The 19792-nt window shown below is 68.7% G+C and carries 21 protein-coding genes and 4 tRNA genes; 10 read left to right on the forward strand and 15 right to left on the reverse strand.

Going from position 1 to position 19792, the window contains the following annotated elements; translation table 11 throughout:
- Positions 1–36: 36 nt before the first annotated feature.
- The 4 genes from AKH00_RS01105 to AKH00_RS01120 form a co-directional block, all read right to left on the reverse strand.
- Positions 37–2196 carry a 3-hydroxyacyl-CoA dehydrogenase NAD-binding domain-containing protein gene (locus AKH00_RS01105; protein WP_050720891.1) on the reverse strand — a complete coding sequence of 720 codons (2160 nt, stop codon included), beginning with the start codon at positions 2194–2196 and terminating at the stop codon, positions 37–39.
- Between the two features lie 6 nt (positions 2197–2202).
- On the reverse strand, positions 2203–3408 hold the full coding sequence (locus AKH00_RS01110; RefSeq protein WP_050720892.1) for a thiolase family protein: 1206 nt from the start codon (positions 3406–3408) through the stop codon (positions 2203–2205).
- Positions 3409–3481: 73 nt separating this feature from the next.
- Positions 3482–4675, reverse strand: a complete 1194-nt coding sequence (locus tag AKH00_RS01115) for a ribonuclease D (protein ID WP_050720893.1) — start codon at positions 4673–4675, stop codon at positions 3482–3484.
- Complete coding sequence (locus tag AKH00_RS01120) at positions 4668–5249, reverse strand: DUF3000 domain-containing protein (protein WP_050720894.1); 582 nt, start codon at positions 5247–5249, stop codon at positions 4668–4670. The genes AKH00_RS01115 and AKH00_RS01120 overlap by 8 nt, the downstream gene beginning before the upstream one ends.
- Positions 5250–5274: 25 nt before the next feature.
- Between AKH00_RS01120 and AKH00_RS01125 the strand changes: the two genes are divergently transcribed.
- Positions 5275–6429 carry an alpha/beta hydrolase gene (locus AKH00_RS01125; RefSeq protein WP_050720895.1) on the forward strand — a complete coding sequence of 385 codons (1155 nt, stop codon included), beginning with the start codon at positions 5275–5277 and terminating at the stop codon, positions 6427–6429.
- Here the strand turns inward: AKH00_RS01125 and AKH00_RS01130 are convergent.
- On the reverse strand, positions 6413–6844 hold the full coding sequence (locus AKH00_RS01130; RefSeq protein WP_050720896.1) for a SufE family protein: 432 nt from the start codon (positions 6842–6844) through the stop codon (positions 6413–6415). The two genes, AKH00_RS01125 and AKH00_RS01130, sit on opposite strands and share 17 nt — an antisense overlap.
- An 18-nt stretch (positions 6845–6862) precedes the next feature.
- Entirely contained in the window at positions 6863–7756 is an 894-nt protein-coding gene (locus AKH00_RS01135; RefSeq protein WP_050720897.1) for a sulfurtransferase, read from the reverse strand.
- A gap of 146 nt (positions 7757–7902) precedes the next feature.
- Between AKH00_RS01135 and zapE the strand changes: the two genes are divergently transcribed.
- From zapE to AKH00_RS01155, 4 genes are all read left to right on the forward strand, one after another.
- Complete coding sequence (zapE, locus tag AKH00_RS01140) at positions 7903–8955, forward strand: cell division protein ZapE (protein WP_050720898.1); 1053 nt, start codon at positions 7903–7905, stop codon at positions 8953–8955.
- 115 nt (positions 8956–9070) lie between these two features.
- Positions 9071–10309 (forward strand): ammonium transporter, encoded by a 1239-nt coding sequence (locus AKH00_RS01145; RefSeq protein WP_050720899.1) that lies wholly within the window; start codon positions 9071–9073, stop codon positions 10307–10309.
- Between the two features lie 20 nt (positions 10310–10329).
- Positions 10330–10914 carry a type II toxin-antitoxin system PemK/MazF family toxin gene (locus tag AKH00_RS01150; RefSeq protein ID WP_200903778.1) on the forward strand — a complete coding sequence of 195 codons (585 nt, stop codon included), beginning with the start codon at positions 10330–10332 and terminating at the stop codon, positions 10912–10914.
- Positions 10915–10987: 73 nt separating this feature from the next.
- Positions 10988–11368, forward strand: coding sequence for an SPW repeat domain-containing protein (locus AKH00_RS01155; RefSeq protein WP_050720900.1), 381 nt, complete (start codon positions 10988–10990; stop codon positions 11366–11368).
- Between the two features lie 76 nt (positions 11369–11444).
- Here the strand turns inward: AKH00_RS01155 and AKH00_RS01160 are convergent, their stop codons facing one another.
- The 9 genes from AKH00_RS01160 to AKH00_RS01200 all read right to left on the reverse strand — a co-directional run bounded on the left by AKH00_RS01160 (position 11445) and on the right by AKH00_RS01200 (position 18291).
- Positions 11445–11693, reverse strand: coding sequence for a GIY-YIG nuclease family protein (locus tag AKH00_RS01160; protein ID WP_235556651.1), 249 nt, complete (start codon positions 11691–11693; stop codon positions 11445–11447).
- A 181-nt stretch (positions 11694–11874) separates the two neighbouring features.
- Positions 11875–12348 (reverse strand): hypothetical protein, encoded by a 474-nt coding sequence (locus AKH00_RS01165; RefSeq protein WP_050720901.1) that lies wholly within the window; start codon positions 12346–12348, stop codon positions 11875–11877.
- A 16-nt stretch (positions 12349–12364) separates the two neighbouring features.
- On the reverse strand, positions 12365–13183 hold the full coding sequence (locus AKH00_RS01170; protein ID WP_050721974.1) for an ABC transporter ATP-binding protein: 819 nt from the start codon (positions 13181–13183) through the stop codon (positions 12365–12367).
- A 74-nt stretch (positions 13184–13257) separates the two neighbouring features.
- A complete protein-coding gene (locus tag AKH00_RS01175; RefSeq protein ID WP_200903779.1) occupies positions 13258–14325 on the reverse strand; it encodes a FecCD family ABC transporter permease in 1068 nt (355 codons plus the stop codon).
- The gene (locus AKH00_RS01180) at positions 14322–15350 is read right to left on the reverse strand and encodes an iron chelate uptake ABC transporter family permease subunit (protein ID WP_082297336.1); all 1029 of its coding nucleotides are present in this window, start codon (positions 15348–15350) and stop codon (positions 14322–14324) included. The genes AKH00_RS01175 and AKH00_RS01180 overlap by 4 nt, the downstream gene beginning before the upstream one ends.
- Positions 15351–15360: 10 nt before the next feature.
- Entirely contained in the window at positions 15361–16251 is an 891-nt protein-coding gene (locus AKH00_RS01185) for a siderophore-interacting protein (RefSeq protein ID WP_050720902.1), read from the reverse strand.
- Positions 16248–17210: an ABC transporter substrate-binding protein gene (locus AKH00_RS01190; protein WP_050721977.1), complete on the reverse strand. Its 963-nt coding sequence runs from the start codon at positions 17208–17210 to the stop codon at positions 16248–16250. The genes AKH00_RS01185 and AKH00_RS01190 overlap by 4 nt, the downstream gene beginning before the upstream one ends.
- A 107-nt stretch (positions 17211–17317) precedes the next feature.
- On the reverse strand, positions 17318–18106 hold the full coding sequence (locus tag AKH00_RS01195) for a helix-turn-helix domain-containing protein (protein WP_082297337.1): 789 nt from the start codon (positions 18104–18106) through the stop codon (positions 17318–17320).
- 109 nt (positions 18107–18215) lie between these two features.
- Positions 18216–18291: transfer RNA gene (locus tag AKH00_RS01200), tRNA-Val, on the reverse strand.
- A gap of 152 nt (positions 18292–18443) precedes the next feature.
- Between AKH00_RS01200 and AKH00_RS01205 the strand changes: the two genes are divergently transcribed.
- The 5 genes from AKH00_RS01205 to AKH00_RS01230 all read left to right on the forward strand — a co-directional run bounded on the left by AKH00_RS01205 (position 18444) and on the right by AKH00_RS01230 (position 19711).
- Positions 18444–18516: transfer RNA gene (locus AKH00_RS01205), tRNA-Gly, on the forward strand.
- A gap of 53 nt (positions 18517–18569) precedes the next feature.
- A tRNA-Cys gene (locus tag AKH00_RS01210) sits at positions 18570–18640 on the forward strand.
- Between the two features lie 26 nt (positions 18641–18666).
- Positions 18667–18738, forward strand: a tRNA-Val gene (locus AKH00_RS01215).
- A 128-nt stretch (positions 18739–18866) separates the two neighbouring features.
- On the forward strand, positions 18867–19130 hold the full coding sequence (locus AKH00_RS01220) for a hypothetical protein (RefSeq protein WP_050720903.1): 264 nt from the start codon (positions 18867–18869) through the stop codon (positions 19128–19130).
- A 257-nt stretch (positions 19131–19387) separates the two neighbouring features.
- Complete coding sequence (locus AKH00_RS01230) at positions 19388–19711, forward strand: DUF7882 family protein (protein ID WP_050720905.1); 324 nt, start codon at positions 19388–19390, stop codon at positions 19709–19711.
- Positions 19712–19792: the final 81 nt, after the last annotated feature.

Below are 19792 nucleotides of genomic sequence, written 5' to 3' on the forward strand. Positions count from 1 at the left end.
CGACGATTCGCGTCGGATGGGGCGTTCGGTCCGAGATCAGTGGCTCTCGATACCGCGGATCTGCGGGGTGTGGAAAGCCCCTCCGAAGGCGCGCTCCGACGCGCCCTCGCGATCGAGGTACGGCGATGCGCCGCCGTCGATGAAGGGCCAGCCGGCGCCGAGGATCAGGCACAGATCGATGTCCTCGACCTCGGGCACGACGCCCTCGTCGAGCATGAGCTTGATCTCGCTCGCGAGTCCGTCCTGCACGCGCTGGAGGATGGTGGCGGCCGACGCAGGGCTGCTGCCGACGGCAGGCTTCAGGATCTTCTCGGCCTGCTTGGTCCACCCCGTGACCCGACCGCCCTTGTCCTTCTCGACGACCGCATCCAGCTCCGCGAGGGCATGGAAGTTCTCGTTCGCGTAGAAGCGCTCCGGGAACGCATGCGCCATGGTGTCCTGCACGTGCGCCGCGACCTTCCAGCCCACGAGATCGATGAGCTGGAACGGGCCCATCGGCAGGCCGAGCGGCGCGAACGCCTTCTCCACATCGGCGATCGGGGTGCCTTCGTAGACCGCACGTGCCGCCTCGCCCATGACCTTGGCGAGCAGGCGGTTCACGACGAAGCCGGGGGCGTCGGCGGTGAGCACCGCGTTCTTCCCGAGGTTCTTCGCGACCACGAATGCGGTCGACAGAGCCGCCTCCGAGGTCACAGGCGTCTTCACGATCTCGATCAGCGGCATCACCGCGACCGGGTTGAAGAAGTGGAAGCCGACGAGGCGCTCGGGGTGGGCGAGCTTCGCGCCGATCTCCTCGACCGACAGCGAGGAGGTGTTGGTGGCAAGGATCGCGTCCTCGGCGATGATCTGCTCGATCTGGCCGAACACCTGCTGCTTGACCCCGACCTCCTCGAACACCGCCTCGATCACGAAGTCGCAGTCCGCGTAGAGGGTCTTGTCGGTCGTGCCGGTGACGAGCGCGCGCAGCTTGTTGGCCGTGTCGGCGTCGAGCCGCCCCTTGCCCTCGAGCTTGCCGATCTCCTCGTGGATGTAGGCGACACCCTTGTCGACGCGCGCCTGATCGAGGTCGGTGATCAGCACCGGGACCTGGAGCTTGCGCACGAACAGCAGCGCGAACTGGCTCGCCATGAGGCCGGCGCCGATGATGCCGACCTTCGTGACCTTCTTGGCGAGCGCCTTGTCGGGTGCGCCGACCGGACGCTTCGCACGCTTCTGCACCAGGTCGAACGCGTACATGGACGCCGCGAACTGGTCGCCGGTGACGAGATCGGCGAGCGCTGCGTCCTCGCGGGCGAATCCCTCCGCCTTGGTGCCGCTCTTCGCCTTGTCGAGCAGATCGAGGGCCACGTACGGCGACTTCGGCACCGTACCGATCTTCGACTCGAGCATGCCTCGGGCCATCTTGATCGCGATGGGCCACTTGGTCAGACGCTCGATCTTGCCCGCCTCGTTCCTACGCTCGACCTTCTTGCCGCCGAGGACCGCGTCGGCCCAGCTCAGCGAGTTCTCGAGGTAGTTCGCCGCGGGGAAGATCGCGTCGACGACGCCGAGGTCGAACGCCTGCTGCGGCTTCAGCATCCGGTTCTGCTTGAGCGGGTTCGAGATCACGACCTCGAGCGCGTTCTCGATGCCGATCAGGTTCGGCAGCAGGTACGCGCCGCCCCAGCCGGGGATGATGCCGAGGAAGACCTCGGGCAGCGCGATCGCGGCGGCCGAGGCGTCGACCGTGCGGTAGGTCGAGTTCAGAGCGATCTCGAGGCCGCCCCCGAGCGCGAGGCCGTTCACGAACGCGAAGGACGGCACTCCCAGGTCTCCGAGCTTGCCGAGCACCTTGTGACCGAGCTGCGCGATCATCCGTGCGTTGTCGCGGGACCCGACGCGGCTGATGTCGGACAGGTCGGCGCCGGCGGCGAGGATGTACTGCTTGCCGGTGATGCCGACGGCCTGGATCTCTCCCGCCGCGGCGCGCGTCGCGAGCCCGTCGAGCGTCTCGCCGAGCGCCGTGAGCGTGGCGGGACCGAGGGTGTTGGGGCGAGTGTGGTCGCGCCCGTTGTCGAGCGTGACGAGGGCGAGTACCTTGCCCGAGGGGAGGCGGATGTCGCGCACGGGGGAGTGCGTGATCACCTCGCCCTGGGCGAGAGCCTGGATCGGCGAGAAGTCGATGCTCGCGTACTGGTCGGAAACCGAAGTGGCCATCTGCGCTTACTTCCTCTTCTTGCCGTCGAAGTGCGGGTTCTCCCAGATCACGGAGCCGCCCTGCCCGAGGCCCACGCACATCGCGGTCAGGCCGTAGCGGACGTCCGGTCGCTCGGCGAACTGGGCCGCGAGCTGGATCATGAGGCGGACGCCGGAGGCGGCGAGCGGGTGCCCGAGTGCGATCGCACCGCCCCACTGGTTGACCCGGGGGTCGTCGTCGGCGATGCCGAAGTGGTCCAGCAGCGAGATCACCTGGATGGCGAACGCTTCGTTGAGCTCGAACAGGCCGATGTCGGCGATCGTGAGACCGGCCTTCTTGAGGGCCTTCTCCGTCGAGGGGATGGGTCCGATCCCCATGATCTCGGGCTGCACGCCGGCGAAAGCGAACGACACCATGCGCATCTTGGGGGCGAGTCCGAACTCCTTCACGGCGCCGCCGCCGGCGAGCAGCGACATGGTCGCGCCGTCCGTGAGCGGGGAGGAGGTCCCGGCGGTCACGCGTCCGTGCGGACGGAACGGCGTCTTGAGTGCTGCGAGGTCCTCCATCGTGGTCTGAGGGCGGCGGCCCTCGTCCTCCGCGGCGAGGCCCCAGGCGCCCTCGGCGTCCTTGATCGCGACCGGCACCAGGTCGGGCTGGATCTTGCCCGCCTCGTACGCCGCCTGCACCTTGTGCTGGCTCAGCATCCCGAACCGGTCGGAGCGCTCCTTGGTGAGGTGCGGGAAGCGGTCGAAGATGCGCTCGGCGGTGACGCCCATGTTGAGCGCGCCCGGGTCGACCATCTTCTCGGCGACGAACCGAGGGTTGGGGTCGGCGTTGCCGCCGATCGGGTGGTGGCCCATGTGCTCGACGCCACCCGCGAGGGCGAGGTCGTACATGCCGACGCCGATAGACGCGCCCATGGTCGTGACGCTCGTCATGGCGCCGGCGCACATGCGCTCGACGGCGAGGCCGGGCACCGTCTGGGGCAGGCCGGCGAGGATCGCGACCGAGCGTCCGAGGGTCAGGCCCTGGTCTCCGGTCTGACTCGTCGCGGCGATCGCGACGTCGTCGATGCGGTCGGCCGGCACGGCGGCGTTGCGCTCCATCAGACCGATGGTCGCCTTCACGGCGAGGTCATCTGCGCGGGTGTTCCAGTACATGCCCTTTTCGCCGGCGCGCCCGAAGGGGGTGCGCACTCCATCGACGAAGAAGACGTCCGAGATCTCGGCCACTCTGCCTCCAAGTTTGTGCGGTTCCCTCAGTCTAGGAAGCGCGCGAAACCGGGAGGAATCGGTTGGATCGAACCTACGAAGCGGGTGCGGAGGCCTCGTCGGGCGTTTGCGCAGCCTCTACAAAGGCGTTGGCGATCTTCTGTGCAGTCTGTGCAATCTGCCACGGCCGCGCTCCGAGCTTCGCGAGAGCCTCGCCGATCGCCTCCGGCGTCGTTCCTGGAACGTCCCACGCGATGCGACGCAGGAAATCGGGAGTGAGCAGGTTCTCGGTCGGCATCCCGAGCTCCTCCGCCACGGCCTCGACGACGGGACGCGCGGCCTTCAGGCGGCGATCCGCCTCGGGGTTGCGGTCGGCCCAGGCGCGCGGCGGTGGAAGCGCGTCGCTCGGCACGCGCTCGCGCGGGAGCTCCTCGATCGCACGGCCGTCGACCATCGCCTGCCACCAGCGGTCGAGCTGTGTGCGGCTCGCTCGGCCCTGGAAGTCCTTGGTGCCCGCGAGCGCCTGCTTGCTCTGAGGATTCGCGAGTACGGCCGCCACGAGGGAACGATCGGGAACGAGCCGCCCGGGGGACACGTCCTGCTCCTGCGCGTAGGCCTCGCGTGCCTGCCACAGCGAGCGGGCGACCGCGAGGTTTCGGGCGCCGCGCACCTGGTGCAATCCGCTCAGCCGGCGCCAGGGATCTTCGCGCGGGGGCTTCGGCAGACGCGTGAGCGTCGCCGCGAACTCCTCCTCGGCGAACTCCGTCTTGCCCTGCTCCTCGAGCTGCGCCTCCAGGGCCTCCTGCACGTCGATCAGGTGCAGGACATCCAGCGCCGCGTACTCGAGCCAGGCGGCGGGAAGAGGCCGCGTCGACCAGTCCGCTGCCGAGTGCTCCTTCTTCAGAGTGATCCCGAGCGTGCTCTCGACGACGGCGGCGAGCCCGACGCGCTCGTGCCCGAGGAGGCGCGCCGCGAGCTCCGTGTCGAAGAGGGCAGCGGGGAGGAGGTCCAGTTCTCGGAGCGACGGCAGATCCTGGCTGGCGGCGTGGAACACCCAGAGGACGTCGCCGATGGCGGCCTGCAAAGCCGAGAAGTCGCCGATCGCCGGCGGGTCGAAGAGGAAGACCCCCGCGTCACGGCGGAAGACCTGCACGAGATAGGCGCGCTGCGAGTAACGGAAGCCGGATGCCCGCTCGACGTCGACCGCGACGGGACCGGTGCCCGCGGCGAGCGCGGCGCACGCCGCCTGGAACTCCGAGACGTCGGAGATCACAGAGTATTCAGTCACGTGCAGCCTTTCGCGCGCCGATCACGGCGATGCCCTCTGAGCCGGGCGGAAGACCCGCCAGCATCCCGACCAGCTCGGCCCATGCTTCGACGTGCGGTCGGAACGGGCCTTCGGGGGTCCAGGACGCCCTCAATTCTATCTGCGCGCCGTCGCCTTCGATCGCCAGTCCGCCGAAACCCTTCGACAGGGTCTTCGTCGATGTGCCGGATGCCGAATGGTAGACCGCGCCGCGGGAATCCAGCGCGTCCACGAGCCACGACCACGTCACGTCCGCCAGCAAGGGGTCGGTGCCGATCTCGGTCTCGAGAGGCGCCTGCGCGAACAGGACGATGCGCCAGGATCCGCCCCACGCCGCGGGACCCTCGGGATCGTGCAGCAGGACGAAGCGTCCCGTGCCGTAGACCGAGTCGCCGTCCTCGTCGGGGCGCACGTCGGCGGCGAGCGCGATCGCGTGCGGGGCGAGGCCCTGCGGGGTGGCGATCTCACGGACGGTGATGTCCGCGCGGAACGCGGTCTCCTGCAATTCGGCCACGGCGGCGTCGAAGACGGTCCCGGCATCGGGGTGTGCGGTCACGGTGACAGGCTAGAGTCAGGAAGCGATGAAGAGTCTCAGGCACGCCGTTGCGCTCCTTGTCCCTGCACTGCTCGCTCTCGGGGCGGCTCTAACGCTGCTCGTGTTCAGCGTCGCCCGCCGGGTCGTCGTCCCCGCGAAGCGGGGCGCGGACGCCGAGATCATCGCGGTCGACACAGGGGCGCAGACCATCGAGCTGTCGCGCACCCCGGACACCGAGCTGCCCGGTCGCTACGGGCTCTTCACCTCCGGGACCTACGGCTACGTGAAGCTCGGGGCGGTGCTGAGCGCGGACGCCACGACCGTCCGGCGCAAGCTGCTCACGCAGATCGAGCCGGGTGCCCGGATCGATCGCCATGCGGCCTTCAGCGGGTGGTACTACGCCACGCCGAGCGAACTGCACCTGCGCTGGGAGAACGTGCTGATCGGATCGCCGGCCGGCCCGTGCCCCGCATGGTTCTTCCCGGGCGACTCGACGACGTGGGTCATCCAGGTGCACGGCCGCGGCGTCACGCGGGCCGAGTGCCTGCGCGCCGTGCCCGTGCTGCACGGCGAAGGCCTCCCGAACCTCGTGGTCTCGTACCGCAACGACGGAGAGGCCCCGCGCAGCCGTGGCGGCGCGTACGCCTTGGGCGCGAGCGAATGGCGCGACGTGGACGCCGCGGTGTCCTATGCGCTCCGGCACGGCGCGGAGCGCGTGATCCTCATGGGATGGTCCATGGGCGGCGCGGTGGCACTGCAGACCGCGGTCAACTCGGGCAACCGGGACCGCATCGCCGGGTTGATCCTCGAATCGCCGGTCATCGACTGGCGCACGGTGCTGCGGTTCCAGGCCAGGGAGGCGGGGATGCACGCACCGCTCCCGGATCTCGCGATGGGTGCGCTGTCGGTGCCCCTTACGGCGCGGCTGAGCGGTGCGGAGGACGCGATCCCGTTCGACCGCCTCGACATGGTGGCGCGGGCAGAGGAGCTCGCGGTGCCGATCCTGATCCTGCACAGCGACGACGACGGGTTCGTCCCGGCCGACGCCTCGCACGCGCTGCAGGAGGCGCGGCCCGACATCGTGACGATGCCGCGGTTCTCCGTCGCGCGGCACACCAAGCTGTGGAACTACGACCAGGCCGGGTGGTCGGACGCCATCACAGGCTGGCTGCGCGCGCAGGGGTTCAGCGCTTCTGCGTGACCTGCTTCTTGGCGCGCATCAGCATCCCGGTCATCCCGCCGATCCGCAGCGGCGAGACGGCCTTCGTCAGCCCGATCGACTGCGGGTAGTCGTCGGGGATCGCCAGGACCTCGTCGGGCGAGAGTCCGGTGATGCCTTGCACGAGGATGCTCGCGAAGCCGCGCGTCGTCGGCGCCTCCGGCGGTGCGGTGGCGTGCATGGTAACGACGTCGTCGTTCACCTCGACGTAGATGTAGACGGGGGACTGGCACTCCGCGACGCGCTCGCACATCTCGGGGTGATTCGCGACCTCTTCGGAGACCTCGGGCAGTTCGTCCGCGAACTCCAGCAGGAGCAGCAGACGGTCGGCCTCCGGAGTCTCCAGGAAGCCGTCGCGGATCTCGGCGAGGACGTCAGGAACGTGCGTGGTGCTCATCCCTGTCATTGTCACACGTCAGAGTGAACCGGGCTCCGCGCCCGTCACGATCGGGACGCGCACCGCGCTGCCCCACTCGGTCCAGGAGCCGTCGTAGTTGCGGACGTTCTCGAAGCCGAGCAGGTGCTTGAGCACGAACCACGTGTGGCTCGACCGCTCGCCGATCCGGCAGTAGGCCACGACGTCGTCGCCGTCGGCCAGCCCGGCGCCGTCGCGGTAGATCGCGTCGAGCTCCGCGCGTGACTTGAAGCCGCCGTCCTCGGCGACCGCCTTGGCCCACGGGACGCTCTGCGCGGTGGGGATGTGGCCGGCGCGCAGCGTGCCCTCCTCGGGGTACGCAGGGGCGGTGGTGCGCTCCCCGCTGTACTCCTCGGGGGAACGCACGTCGATCAGCGGGTTGCCGATGTGCGCGAGCACGTCCTCCTTGTAGGCACGGATCACCGAGTCGTCGCGCTCCACGACGGGGTACTCGGTGGGGGTGACCGCGGGAGCCTCGCGAGTGAGCTCGCGGCCCTCGGAGATCCAGCGGTCGCGGCCGCCGTCGAGCAGGCGCACGTCCTCGTGGCCGAACAGCGAGAACACCCACAGTGCGTAGGCGGCCCACCAGTTGTTCTTGTCGCCGTAGATCACGACGGTGTCGTCGCGGGAGATGCCCTTGCGGCTCAGGAGTGCGGCGAAGCCCTCGCCGTCGACGTAGTCGCGCACCACCGGGTCGTTGAGCTCGGTGTGCCAGTCCACCTTGACGGCGCCGGGGATGTGCCCCGTCTCGTAGAGCAGCACGTCCTCGTCGGACTCCACGACCACGAGGCCGGGGGAGCCGAGCCGCTCCGCGAGCCAGTCGGTCGTCACGAGCCGGCCGGGCTCGGCGTACTCGGCGAACTTGGACGAAGACGTGTCGAACTCGATGGCCACAGGGATCTCCTCAGTCGGTGAGCGGCGATGGGGCGGGTGGTGACGGCGTAATGTGGAGCCGACACTTCGACGATAGATCCCCGCCGTGCACTCCGGACCCGATTCGTAAGACTTCGACACAGGTGAGCACCCGATCCAGGACCGTGATGACCGACACGCCCACCCGCACTGGTCTCGTGCACCTCACCGATCGCGAACCGACCGTCTCCGGTCCCGAGATGCTCGCGAGCCTCGTCCCGCCGCCGCAGTTCGACGGTGCGACCTTCGAGAGCTATCGCGCCGATCCCGCCTATCCCTCGCAGGAGGAGGCCAAGGAAACCCTGCAGCGTTTCGCGGGTCGGGGCGGGAGTCCGGTCAAGCGCGGCGGACTGTTCAGCCGCGCCAAGAAGGAACCGGAGATGAAGCCGGGCGTCTACCTGGACGGCGGGTTCGGCGTCGGCAAGACCCACCTCCTCGCGTCGATCTTCCACGCGATGCCCGCCCGGCGGAAGTACTTCGGATCTTTCATCGAGTACACCGCGCTCGTCGGCGCGCTCGGGTACAAGAACACGGTCGACCTGCTCAAGGGCGCCGACCTGCTCTGCATCGACGAGTTCGAGCTCGACGACCCGGGCGACACGATGGTCATGACCCGTCTGCTCGGCGAGCTGGTGCCGACCGGCACGCGCCTGGCCGCGACCTCGAACACCCCGCCCAACGCGCTCGGCGAGGGGCGTTTCGCGGCGCAGGACTTCCTCCGCGAGATCCACGCGATGTCCGACAGCTTCCAGACGCTCCGCATCGACGGTGTCGACTTCCGGCAGCGCGCGCTCGACGGCCACGCGGTCGTCAGCGACCCGGCGGAGTATCAGGCTGCAGTGGATGCCGGGGCTGCGGGCGGCACGGCGTCAGATGACGCTTTCGACGACGTCATCCGCCATCTCGCCCGTGTGCACCCCTCGCGCTATCTGCGTCTCATCACGGGACTGGGGCTCGTCGGCCTGCGCGATGTGCGCACCCTGACGGATCAGTCCGAGGCCCTGCGCTTCGTCGCTTTCGTGGACCGGGTCTACGACGCGCAGATCCCGATCGTGGCCACGGGCACGGCCCTCGACCAGGTGTTCTCGGAGGAGATGCTGGGCGGCGGTTACCGCAAGAAGTACCTGCGGGCGATCTCGCGACTGAACGCTCTCACGCATGCGGATCGCAGCTCCGCGTAACACAGAGTTCACACAGCGCGCGTTCCTGTAACGCCCTCGCAACACACCTCGCGCATTCCGGAAATCGGGCCTCGCCACACTGAAGCTCTCAGACCACCCGAATGTGAGGTTCACTATGGATGCTCCAGGCAACATCTCCTGGGCGATCACCGCGACCGCCCTCGTCCTGCTCATGACGCCCGGCGTCGCCTTCTTCTACGGCGGCCTCGTCAAGGCGAAGAGCGTCGTCAGCATGATGATGATGAGCTTCGGCTCGATCGGTCTCGTCGCGGTGCTCTGGATCCTCTTCGGATTCTCCATGAGCGCGGTCGACAACCCCATGGCCTTCGCCGGCAACCCGTTCGCGGACTTCGGCCTGTCTAGCCTGGCCGCGGGTGAGGGCTCGAACGTCGCGCTCCTCGGCGTCGCGTACGGCGCGACCTTCGCGATCATCACGGTCGCCCTCATCTCGGGCGCCATCGCCGACCGTGCGAAGTTCGGCAGCTGGCTGATCTTCGCCGGCGTGTTCGCCACGGTCGGCTACTTCCCGGTCGCAGCCTGGGTCTGGGGCGGCGGCTGGATCATGAACCTCGGCACCACGCTGTTCGGCGAGGACAGCGGCATCGGTGTGATCGACTACGCCGGTGGTACCGCGGTGCACATCAACGCGGGTGCGGCGGCTCTGGCCCTCGCGCTGGTCCTCGGCAAGCGCATCGGCTTCCAGAAGGGCATCCTCAAGCCGCACAACGTGCCCCTGACGCTCCTCGGCGCAGCGCTGCTGTGGTTCGGCTGGTTCGGCTTCAACGCGGGCGCGGAATGGCTCGCGGAGGACATGGGCGGCGTCGGCCTCATCGGCATCAACACCCTCGGCGCCACGGCTGCCGCGATCCTCGGCTGGATCCTGATCGAAAAGATCAAGGACGGCAAGCCCACCTCCGTCGGGGCCGCGTCCGGTGCCGTCGCGGGTCTCGTCGCGATCACCCCCGCCTGCGCCAACCTGACGCCGGGCTGGGCCCTCCTGCTCGGTGCCGTGGCCGGTATCGTCTGCGCCCTCGCGATCGAGCTCAAGTTCCGCCTCGGCTTCGACGACTCGCTCGACGTGGTCGGCATCCACCTCGTCGGCGGTCTGATCGGCACCGTGTACCTCGGCTTCTTCGCCACCGGCACCGGCCTGTTCGTGGGCGGCGACGCCCGTCAGCTCGCGGTCCAGGTGATCGCGGCGGCCGGTGTGCTGATCTACTCCTTCGTCGTGGCCTTCATCATCGGCTTCGCGATCCAGAAGACCATCGGCTTCCGCGTCACGAACGAGGACGAGATCGCCGGCGTCGACCAGGTCGTGCACGGCGAGGAGGGCTACGCGCTCGCAGACGCCTGAACGGCGGTTAGGGTGACCGTGTGGGCAACAGCAACGGCATCCTCGGCACTCTCGCACAGATCCTCCTGAACGCACTGGGATCGAAGAACAGGACGCCCCGGACGACCACTCGTCCGGGGCGTCCTGTCGCGCGCGTACGGCGTTCCGATGAGATGTCGGATGCGGTCGCGACGGCGGCCCCCGACGAACCTGCGGGTTCCGCGACGATCCGCGTGGATCCCGATCGCGTGGGCGACGTGCGCATCCAGTACGCCCCCGATCGGGACGGGGCGCCGGACGCGGGTGAGGTCATCTGGACGTGGGTGCCGTACGAGGAGGGTGACGGGCGCGGTAAGGACCGTCCTGTCCTGGTGATCGGGAGGCACTCCGCGAGCAGGGTCTACGCGGTACGGATGACGAGCAAGCCGCATGACCGCGATCGCGACTACCTCCCGATCGGCTCAGGCGCGTGGGACTCCCAGGGACGGGAGTCCTGGGTCGACATCGAGCAGCTCTACAGCGTGCACGAGACCGGGCTCCGCCGCGAGGCGGCGGTGCTCGACAAGGGGCGCTACGGGCGGGTGGTCGAGGCTCTCACCCGGCGCTACGGCTGGGCTCGCGGCTGACCGTTCCAATCCGTTCCGGTGAGGGTCGCGAACCACCTGTGAGCCGCACGGAGCGGCGCCACTAGGAGGAATCATGCGTTTCATCCCCACCAAGGTCCACGGCATCCTCGACTACATCGTCGGAGTGGCGCTCATCGCAGCACCGTGGCTGTTCGGTTTCGCGAGCATGGGCGGCCCCGCCGTCATCATCCCGATCGTCCTCGGTGTCGGACTGATCGTCTACAGCCTGTTCACCAAGTACGAGTGGGGCCCCTTCGGCTTCATCCCGATGCCCGTCCACCTCGTGTTCGACATCGTCGCGAGCCTGTTCCTGGCGCTCTCGCCGTGGATCTTCGGCTTCGCGAACCAGGCCCCGAATGTGTGGCTGCCGCACGTCGTCGTCGGTATCGCCGTGATCGTCGTCGTGATCTTCTCCCAGCCGCAGCCGGCGCGTGTGAAGACCGCCACGGCCTGATGACCGCCTGAGGCCCCGTACGGTATCGGTCCCGTGCGGGGCCTCAGTGCTGTCCCGGAATCCGCGCTTCTCGACCTCAGGGTGAGAGCGCCGCGCTCGTCCAGCGGGCGTAGAGCTGCCAGGGGTCGTCGGTCGTGCGCAGCGCGCGGATGTGCGCGCGCAAGTCCTCGTCGAGTGTGAACCACTCGCCGCCCTCTCGGATCGCGGCGAACTGCCGGTGCCTGGCCTGCTCGATCTCGCGACCCCCGGGTTCGAACGCGAGGAGCTCGTCGTGACGGATCGCGGCGAGGCGCTGCCGTGGTCGGCCGCTGGTACCGATCTTCACGCGACGGTCGTATCGCACGTAGTACACGACCTCGATCACGGGCCGCGGGAGGTCGACGTCGGGCGCAGTCCCGAAGCCACCCGCACCATGCGCACTCGAGGCCCGCCGCCACGCGGACGGCCTCGGATCTCCCGCACAGTGCGCAGGGGTCGGGAAGCCGGGCGATCCTCACGCTCGGACTCTAGGCGGCGCCACCGACATCCGCCGCGGCGCTCCGCCGTCTCTTCAGGCCGCGCGGCACCCAGCGCCACCATGTGACGTGGTGGTCGCCCTGCTCCACGTCGAACACCTGACCGCACACCGTGCACGCGCATTCGTAGGTCATCTCCCATCCCGGCGTGCTCGTGGAGCGGATCTCGGCGTGACCGCGGTCCTGCTCCTTGCGCGGGTCGTAGGTCAGCGAATCCGGGTAGGCCATGCACCAGCACAGGCCGTCGCGGTAGTTCTCGATGACCCGGAACGCGTGGTCGAGGTGCGTGCTGTTCAGGTAGATCATGCCGCCGAGCTCGACGCCCTCGGTGCGCGACCTCAGGCGTGGAAGAGTGGTCACCAGCGGCTTCAGGAGCTCCGGGTCCCGGCATCCGATCGTCTGCCACACGGCGTGCAGCACGCGTCGGGGATCCCCGGACTCATAGTCCTCGATCAGAGTCGGCATCCGGCCAGGCTAGCGCTCAGCACGGCACGACGAGCGGCGTTCCGGAGTGCGGGTCGGCGATCACGGTGCACTCGAGACCGAACACCTCGTGCACCCGCTCTGCGGTCACGATCGATGACGGCGCCCCCGAGGCCACCACGCTCCCGTCGCGCATCATGACCATGTGGTCGGCGAACCGTGCGGCCTGGTTGAGGTCGTGCAGCACGGCGACGATCGTCCGGCCCTCGCGGTGCAGCCCGTGGAACAGCCGCAGCAGATCGTACTGGTGAGCGATGTCGAGGAAGGTGGTCGGCTCGTCGAGCAGCATGGTCGGCGACTCCTGGGAGAGCAGCATCGCGACCCAGACGCGCTGGCGCTGACCACCCGAGAGCTCGTCCACCAGTCGTCCTGCGAGCGCGGTCGTCCCCGTGGCGGCGAGCGCGGCCGCGACCGCCGTCTGGTCGTCGTGCGACCACTGGCGCAGGATGGTCTGGTGCGGATGCCGCCCTCTCGCCACGAGGTCCGAGACGCGGATGCCGTCCGGCGCGATGGACGTCTGCGGCAGCAACCCGAGTCGGCGCGCGACCTCTTTCGTCGGCAGCTCCGCGATCGCTCTTCCGTCGAGCAGCACGCGACCTTCGCGAGGCTTCAGCAGCCGGGCGAAGGCGCGCAGCAGCGTCGACTTGCCGCACGCATTCGGCCCCACCACCACCGTGAACGATCCCGGCGGGATCTCCACATCGAGGTGCTCGGACACCACGCGTCCGTCGTACCCGATCGTGATGTCCTCGGCCTCGAGGCGTGCGGCCGTCTCGATGCGCGGCTGGTCGCGCCGGGTGATGAGGGTGTCCGTCATGCTGCTCTCCGTGATCCTCGATGCCGTGCGATCCGGCATCCGTCGTCCTGTCGTCTCGGTCGTGTCGTCGGGGCTCATCGTCGTCGGGCCTCCTGGATCAGCAGCCACACGAGATAGACCCCGCCGAGGCACACGGTCACGATCCCCACCGGGATCTGCGTCGGCGCGAAGAGGCGCTGCGCGAGCACGTCGCTGGAGACGAGGAGGAGAGCCCCGACCGCGCCCGACGCGGTGAGGGTCACGCTCGCGGAGCCGGTGAGCCGCCGGGCTATCTGCGGGGCCGCGAGAGAGATGAACGCGATCGGTCCGGCCATGGCCGTGACGACGGCCGTGAGCCCCACGCCGAGGATCACGAGCGCGAGCCGTGTTCCGCCGATGCGGACGCCCAGCGCCGACGCCGTGTCGTCGCCCATCTCCATCAGATGCATCCGGTCGACGAGCAGGGCGACCGCAATGGCGATCGGGACGATCACGCACGTCGCGACGAGCACCTGCTCGGCCGTGATGAGGTTGAGCGAACCCACGCCCCAGGCACTCGCGACCAGGGCGATGTTCAGGTCGGCGTTGAGGATGATCCACGTGTTCAGGGACGCGAGCATCGACGCCACGCCGATGCCGACGATGATGAGACGGAACCCCGTGAAGCCGCGCCGGAAGGCGAGGAGATAGACCAGCAGAGCCGTGGCGGCGCCCCCGGCGAGGGCCGCGGCCGCGGTGGTCGTGACGCTCACCCCGACGGTGGTGATCACGAGGAGCGCGCCCGTGTACGCGCCGGCGTCGAAGCCGATGACATCGGGGCTGTTGAGCGGGTTCCGAGTGAGCGACTGGAAGATCGCGCCGCCGACACCGAGAGCGAGACCGAACACGAGGGCGCCGAGGACCCGGGGGAGGCGCCACTCGAGGATCACGAGCTCGGCTCGGGAGTCACCCAGTCCCACGAGCGTCGCGAGCACCTCGCCGGGGCTGAAGGCGACGTCCCCGAGGGACAGCGCGAGCACGCCGACTGCCATCGCCAGCAGCAGTGCTGTGAGGGTCACGACCGCGGCGCGGACGTCGATGCGCCGCGAGAACAGGGCCGTGCGCGCGGCGACGACGCGGCGCCCCGCGTCGACCGCCGGGGGAGGGGCGAGCAGATCGGTCACAGTCCGCTCGCCTTCCGTCGGCGCACGAGCGCGATGAGCACGGGAGCACCGATCAGCGCGGTCACGATCGACACCGGCAGCTCCCCGGTGCGCAGGACCAGGCGTCCGACGACGTCTGCGGTGAGCAGGAGAAGCGGAGCGGCGAAGAGCGTGCCCAGCAGGATCCACCCCTGGTGCGGACCGACGAGCCAGCGCACGGCATGCGGCACCATGAGCCCCACGAAAGCGATGGGTCCGGCAGCGGCGGTCGCCGCGCCGCACAGGAGGGTGACCGCAACGATCGACAGCACACGCGTCAGGATCACGCGCGAGCCGAGCGCCGTCGCGAGATCGTCGCCGAGGGCGAGTGCGTTGAGCGACGGAGCGAGGCAGAAGGCGAGCAGCAGACCGACCGGCAGAAAGGGGAGGACGGCGTAGACGTCGGGTGTCAGCGAGGTCAGGGAGCCGGCGTTCCAGGTGCGCATCGAGTCGAAGACCTTCGGGTTGAGGAGTCCGATGGCGGCGACCACCCCGCCCGTCACCGCGCCGAGGGCCACCCCCGACAGTGTCATGAGCAGGGGGTCGGGGGCGCTGCGGCCGGCGGAGCCGATGAGGTACACGAGAACCGTGGCGGCGATCGCGCCCGCGAAGGAGAACCAGATGTAGCCACTCGCTGCGCTCACGCCGAAGAACGCGACTCCGATCACCACTCCGAGGCTCGCACCGGCGTTGACGCCGAGGATGCCGGGGTCGGCGAGCGGGTTGCGGGTGAAGCCCTGGATCAGGGCGCCGGCGATGCCGAGTGCGGCGCCCACCGCGAGGCCGACCACGGTGCGCAGGACGCGCATGCCCTGCACGATGGCTCCGGCATCGCCGTCCCCGTGGACGAGACCCGACCACACCTCGGCGAGGCCGATGCGCTGCGAGCCGAAGACGATGCTGGCGACACAGACGACGGCCAGTGCGAGAGCGAGCAGACCGACGATCAGGCCCCGACGCGATGTCGGGACCTGTGTCGCCTGCTCCTCGGTGAGGAGAGCTGTCATGACGGGAGAGTCACAGTCCGAGCTTCTCGAGCTCGGCCTCGTAGTCGTCCTCGATGTCCTCGGCCGACCGGGTGTCGTCGTCCCACATGGCCATGAGCCGGGACTGCGTGTCCTCGTCGAGGGCCTCGTAGCGCTCGCGCCAGGCCTCCGCGTTCTCGGTCCAGTATCCGATCACCTTGTATTCCGTCGCCGGCAGGCGCAGGTCGTGGCGGAGGTGCTTGCGCACTCCACGGGTCGCCTTGGTCTCGCCGGCGACCCAGACGTACCCCGGTCCGTCCGGCAGCTCGGATGCACGGAGGATCTCCTCGATGCGCGTCGGCGCGTGTCCGTTGCCACCGTGCACCCAGTGCAGCTCGACGCTCGCGGGCAGGGCGATGGCCAGCTCGTCCTCCGCGGAAGCCACCTCGACGACCACCCGGGTCCGAACATCCGCCGGCGCCGTCTCCGCGAGGCGCGCCGCGGCCGGGAGCCCTGTGGCATCCGCGATCAGCAGTTGCCACCGGATGTCGTCCGGGGGCGCGTAGAGTCCCTTCGGCGTGTTGACGCCGACCACGTCTCCCGGCTGCGCCCGCAGCGCCCACCGCGCGGCGACTCCGCCGTCGTGCACGACGAAGTCGACCGTGAGCTCGTTCGCGGCGGCATCCCAGTCCCGCACGGTGTAGGTGCGCATCGGGGCGGGCTCGACGCCGTCGGGGAACGCCCAGTACCCGTCGTCGGTCGGGTAGGGGAGGTTCGGCTCGGTCTGATCGTCCTCGGGGAAGAAGACCCGGAAGTACTCGTCGCCGACGCCGGTCGACACGAAGCCCTGCAGACCGTCACCGCCGAACACGATGCGGACCATACCGGGGCTCAGCCGTTCGACGCGCTGAGCGACGATGCGGTGCACGAGGTTGACGCTCATCCGAGGAGCGCCTTCTCGACGACGGAGAGGAATGCGTCCTGCCCGCTGGGGGAGCCGTAGATCATCTCGTAGTTGTACGGGTGGTACTGCTTGTCGGTCACGAACGAGAGGCTCTGCCACAGCGCGTTCTGCTTGAGCGCGTCGTCGGTCTCGACCCAGACGGTGCCGTCCTCGTTCGCGCCGGTGAACACGACGTCGATGCCTTCGAGCTGGCCGAGCTGCTCCGGGCTCAGCTCGGCGTAGTCCTCGCCTGCGGGCAGTCCCTCGTCGGTCGCGTTCATGAGCGGGGCCATCTCGAGGCCGAGGTCGGCGAACACGAGGCACGGCACGCCGTAGCACGACACGGTCACCTGCCCGTCCCAGTACCCCATGTCGGCGACGACCGGGTGGATGTCCGCGGCCTCCAGGCGAGCGCGGATGTCGGCGACCCGTGCCTCGTACCGGTCGACCCACGCCTGCCACTCGTCCTCGCGTCCGAGGTCCTTCGCGGTCTGGGCGACGGCGTCGCGCCAGTCACCGCCGTCGAAGGCGTTGTAGGTGTAGGTCGGGGCGATCTTCTGCAGCTGGCCGTCGAGGTCCTTCTCGTAGCCGAGTCCGCTCAGGATGAAGTCGGGCTCGGCGTCCAGGACGGCCTCGAGGTTGAACTCGGGGAAGTTGCCGAACGTCTTCAGGCCTTCGAGTTCCTCCTGCGGGAAGAAGTCCGGGAACGACGTGAAATCATCGCGGATGGGCTGGGTTCCGGCGAGGTCGAAGCCGAGCGTGATGAGGATGTCGAGATCGGTGGTGTAGAAGCCCAGTGCGGCCTTCGGCTCGGCGGGCATCGCGATCTCGGCGCCTGCGGGCGTGGTCACCTCGACGGTGTCGCCGGCCGCGGATCCGGAGGCGGAGGCCCCGGCGCAGGAGGTGAGCAGGAGGGCCGTCGCTGCGAGCGCGGCGAGGGAGAGGGGTGTGGAGCGCATGACTGTCTTCCGGGATTCGGGATCGGGGATGCCGAGCAGCAAGGTAAGGCTTGGCTAACCCAGTATCGATCCGCGCTGTGTTCCGGAGCGGCCGTGCCGTATCGCGCTCAGGCCGACTTGCGCTCTGCGGCGCTCCTGGCGGAGGCGAACTCGCCCGGAGTGCGCCCCAGTTCGCGACGGAACGCCTGCACGAAGGCGCTCGGGGTCGCGTACCCGGATCGACGGCTGACGAACGACACGGTGTGGTCGGCGGCGAGCCACTCGATCGCCCGTCGCATGCGTGCACGGGTGCGCCAGGTCGAGAAGCTCATCCCGGTCTCCGCGACGAACAGGCGGGAGAGGTTGCGCGCGCTCGCGCCTACGTGTCGACCCCAGTCCTCGATCGAGCGGTCGTCGGCGGGATCGGAGAGCAGCGCTTCGGCGATCAGTCGTGTGCGCGTGTCGAGGGGGAGCGGGAGATCGATCGTCGACACCTCGACGGGCTCGAGCAGGCTCACGACGAGCTCCTCGGCGTGCGCCCTCGGGATCGTCGGCAGGTACGGCGGATTCTCAAGGCGGTCCAGGAGCACGCGGATGACGTCGGGCATCGCGACCGCCGTCGTCCGCGAAGGCGCGTCCGCGACGTCCAGGTCGATGAAGGTGCAGCGGAAGGTCGTGCCGGCCGCGGCGGCCACGCGATGGGCGACACCCGCCGGGATCCAGAGACCCAGCGTGCCGGGGATGGCGAAGTATCCGTCGTCCGTCTCGGCGGTCAACGCCCCGCGAGTGCCCCACAGGAGCTCGTGACGGTCCTCGTGGACGTGCTGTTCCCATTCGACGCGGTCCGAGAGTGCAAAGGAGTTCGTGCCGATGCGCCACACGACGGAGTCGTCGGTCTCGGTCTCCGTCCGGGGCATCGCTTCTCGCCGGTCCTCTCGGGTCGTGGTAAGGCGACCCTAAGTTACCATGACGCGAGCGGGGGGGGACGAGGAAGCCCCGCCACTGGATCGGTGTGCGGGGCTTCTGTGGTGGGCGATACCGGACTCGAACCGATGACCTCTTCCGTGTGAAGGAAGCGCGCTACCAACTGCGCCAATCGCCCATTCCCGTGGGGTACGTCAACCGATACTACCGGACGCCCGGAGCCCCCGACGACCATCCTGAGAGACACGCGCGAGAATCGGTTCCGGTTTGGACAGCGGCGGATCATCGGCTAATGTTTCATAAGTGCCCGGGACAACAACCGGGAACAACGCGGATGTAGCGCAGTTGGTAGCGCACAACCTTGCCAAGGTTGGGGTCGCGAGTTCGAGTCTCGTCATCCGCTCAAGTGCAAGGGCCTTCTTCGGAGGGCCTTCAGCACGTGGGGTCAATCCACACGGTGGCGTGGCCGAGCGGCTAGGCACCGGCCTGCAAAGCCGTTTACACGGGTTCGAATCCCGTCGCCACCTCTCTACAAACTGAATAGCCCATACGGGCGCGATTGGCGCAGCGGTAGCGCGCTTCCCTGACACGGAAGAGGTCACTGGTTCGATCCCAGTATCGCGCACACTGAAACCCCCGGTTCTGCCGGGGGTTTTCTCGTATTCCCGTGGGAGGTCTCGTGCGTCCCTGCGCTGAAGATCTCCATCACGCAACCCCCTTCGAGTCGAGCGGTCCTCGACCTATCGTGCTGACATGGTGGACACAGGCTCGCGGGCGCATATCGAGATCGACGGACGAGACTTCATTCTCGGAGACGGCCGGGATCTGACCGAGGTGATGACTCAGATCGAGGCAGCGGCAGCATCCCCTCCCGCCTTCATCTACCTGTCCACGGGCGATCAGATGGTGGCCGTGCTGATCCATTCCCGCTCTCGCGTCGTCGTCACGACCGGCGGGGCGTACACGAGCGAAGTGGCTCCCGAGATGTGGGACAGCATGCCCGACTGGGGGCTCTGAGCGCGCTGAACTACGGGGTGGCGTCGTCCGGTAGCTCGAGGACCTCGTCCACGAGCGCGACGGCGCCGAGCCCTACCACCACGAACTCGAGATGCGAAGCATCGATTTCAGGGGTTGATATCGCAACGATCCTGCGGTAGTCAATCCCCCCTGCGAAGTTTCTCGAATGCGGGATGCTGGTGAGACGCTTGCTGAGCCCACGCAGCAATCCCTCGCATTGCACCCCCGCGGTGTCGTGGTCATCAGAGAGAAGTGCCGTGGGCCGACTCACGTATGAAGGTAGTCAGAAGGTCGAGATCGAAGACCGGGCGCTCACCCACCTGCAGATCGTCATCACGTCCAAGCTCCGCCGGGGAGAGCCGTTCGCTCTGTCCTGGAAGGACGACATCAGCACGGGCGGCGGACGCAGCACGGTGTGGGTTAACCCGCAGAGCGCACTCGTCTTCAAGTACCACGGCGGACGACAGCCCTCCATCAACAGAGCCTGGATAGACGCGCTGACGCAGACCGCGAATGCACCGTCGGGTCTGTACCTCGTTCCGGAACCCGCAGCGCGTCCGGGAGTCGCGGCAGAGGACTGATCGAGCGACGGCGCGACGGACCGCCGGAGCGCGTGCGCATACGACGAAGGTCATGGGGTGGCTGGACGAAGATCGGCGCAA

The sequence above is a fragment of the Microbacterium sp. GCS4 genome (genome assembly GCF_001262495.1).
In the GTDB taxonomy this organism is placed as follows: Bacteria; Actinomycetota; Actinomycetes; order Actinomycetales; family Microbacteriaceae; genus Microbacterium.

Bases quoted from the DNA above. Each gene is read 5' to 3' on its own strand.
- AKH00_RS01220 (WP_050720903.1), top strand. From the start codon at position 18,867: ATGGTGGACACAGGCTCGCGGGCGCATATCGAGATCGACGGACGAGAC.
- AKH00_RS01155 (WP_050720900.1), top strand. From the start codon at position 10,988: ATGCGTTTCATCCCCACCAAGGTCCACGGCATCCTCGACTACATCGTC.
- AKH00_RS01195 (WP_082297337.1), bottom strand. From the start codon at position 18,106: ATGCCCCGGACGGAGACCGAGACCGACGACTCCGTCGTGTGGCGCATC.
- AKH00_RS01145 (WP_050720899.1), top strand. From the start codon at position 9,071: ATGGATGCTCCAGGCAACATCTCCTGGGCGATCACCGCGACCGCCCTC.
- AKH00_RS01130 (WP_050720896.1), bottom strand. From the start codon at position 6,844: ATGAGCACCACGCACGTTCCTGACGTCCTCGCCGAGATCCGCGACGGC.
- zapE (WP_050720898.1), top strand. From the start codon at position 7,903: ATGACCGACACGCCCACCCGCACTGGTCTCGTGCACCTCACCGATCGC.
- AKH00_RS01190 (WP_050721977.1), bottom strand. From the start codon at position 17,210: ATGCGCTCCACACCCCTCTCCCTCGCCGCGCTCGCAGCGACGGCCCTC.
- AKH00_RS01170 (WP_050721974.1), bottom strand. From the start codon at position 13,183: ATGACGGACACCCTCATCACCCGGCGCGACCAGCCGCGCATCGAGACG.
- AKH00_RS01180 (WP_082297336.1), bottom strand. From the start codon at position 15,350: ATGACAGCTCTCCTCACCGAGGAGCAGGCGACACAGGTCCCGACATCG.
- AKH00_RS01125 (WP_050720895.1), top strand. From the start codon at position 5,275: ATGAAGAGTCTCAGGCACGCCGTTGCGCTCCTTGTCCCTGCACTGCTC.
- AKH00_RS01185 (WP_050720902.1), bottom strand. From the start codon at position 16,251: ATGAGCGTCAACCTCGTGCACCGCATCGTCGCTCAGCGCGTCGAACGG.
- AKH00_RS01105 (WP_050720891.1), bottom strand. From the start codon at position 2,196: ATGGCCACTTCGGTTTCCGACCAGTACGCGAGCATCGACTTCTCGCCG.
- AKH00_RS01165 (WP_050720901.1), bottom strand. From the start codon at position 12,348: ATGCCGACTCTGATCGAGGACTATGAGTCCGGGGATCCCCGACGCGTG.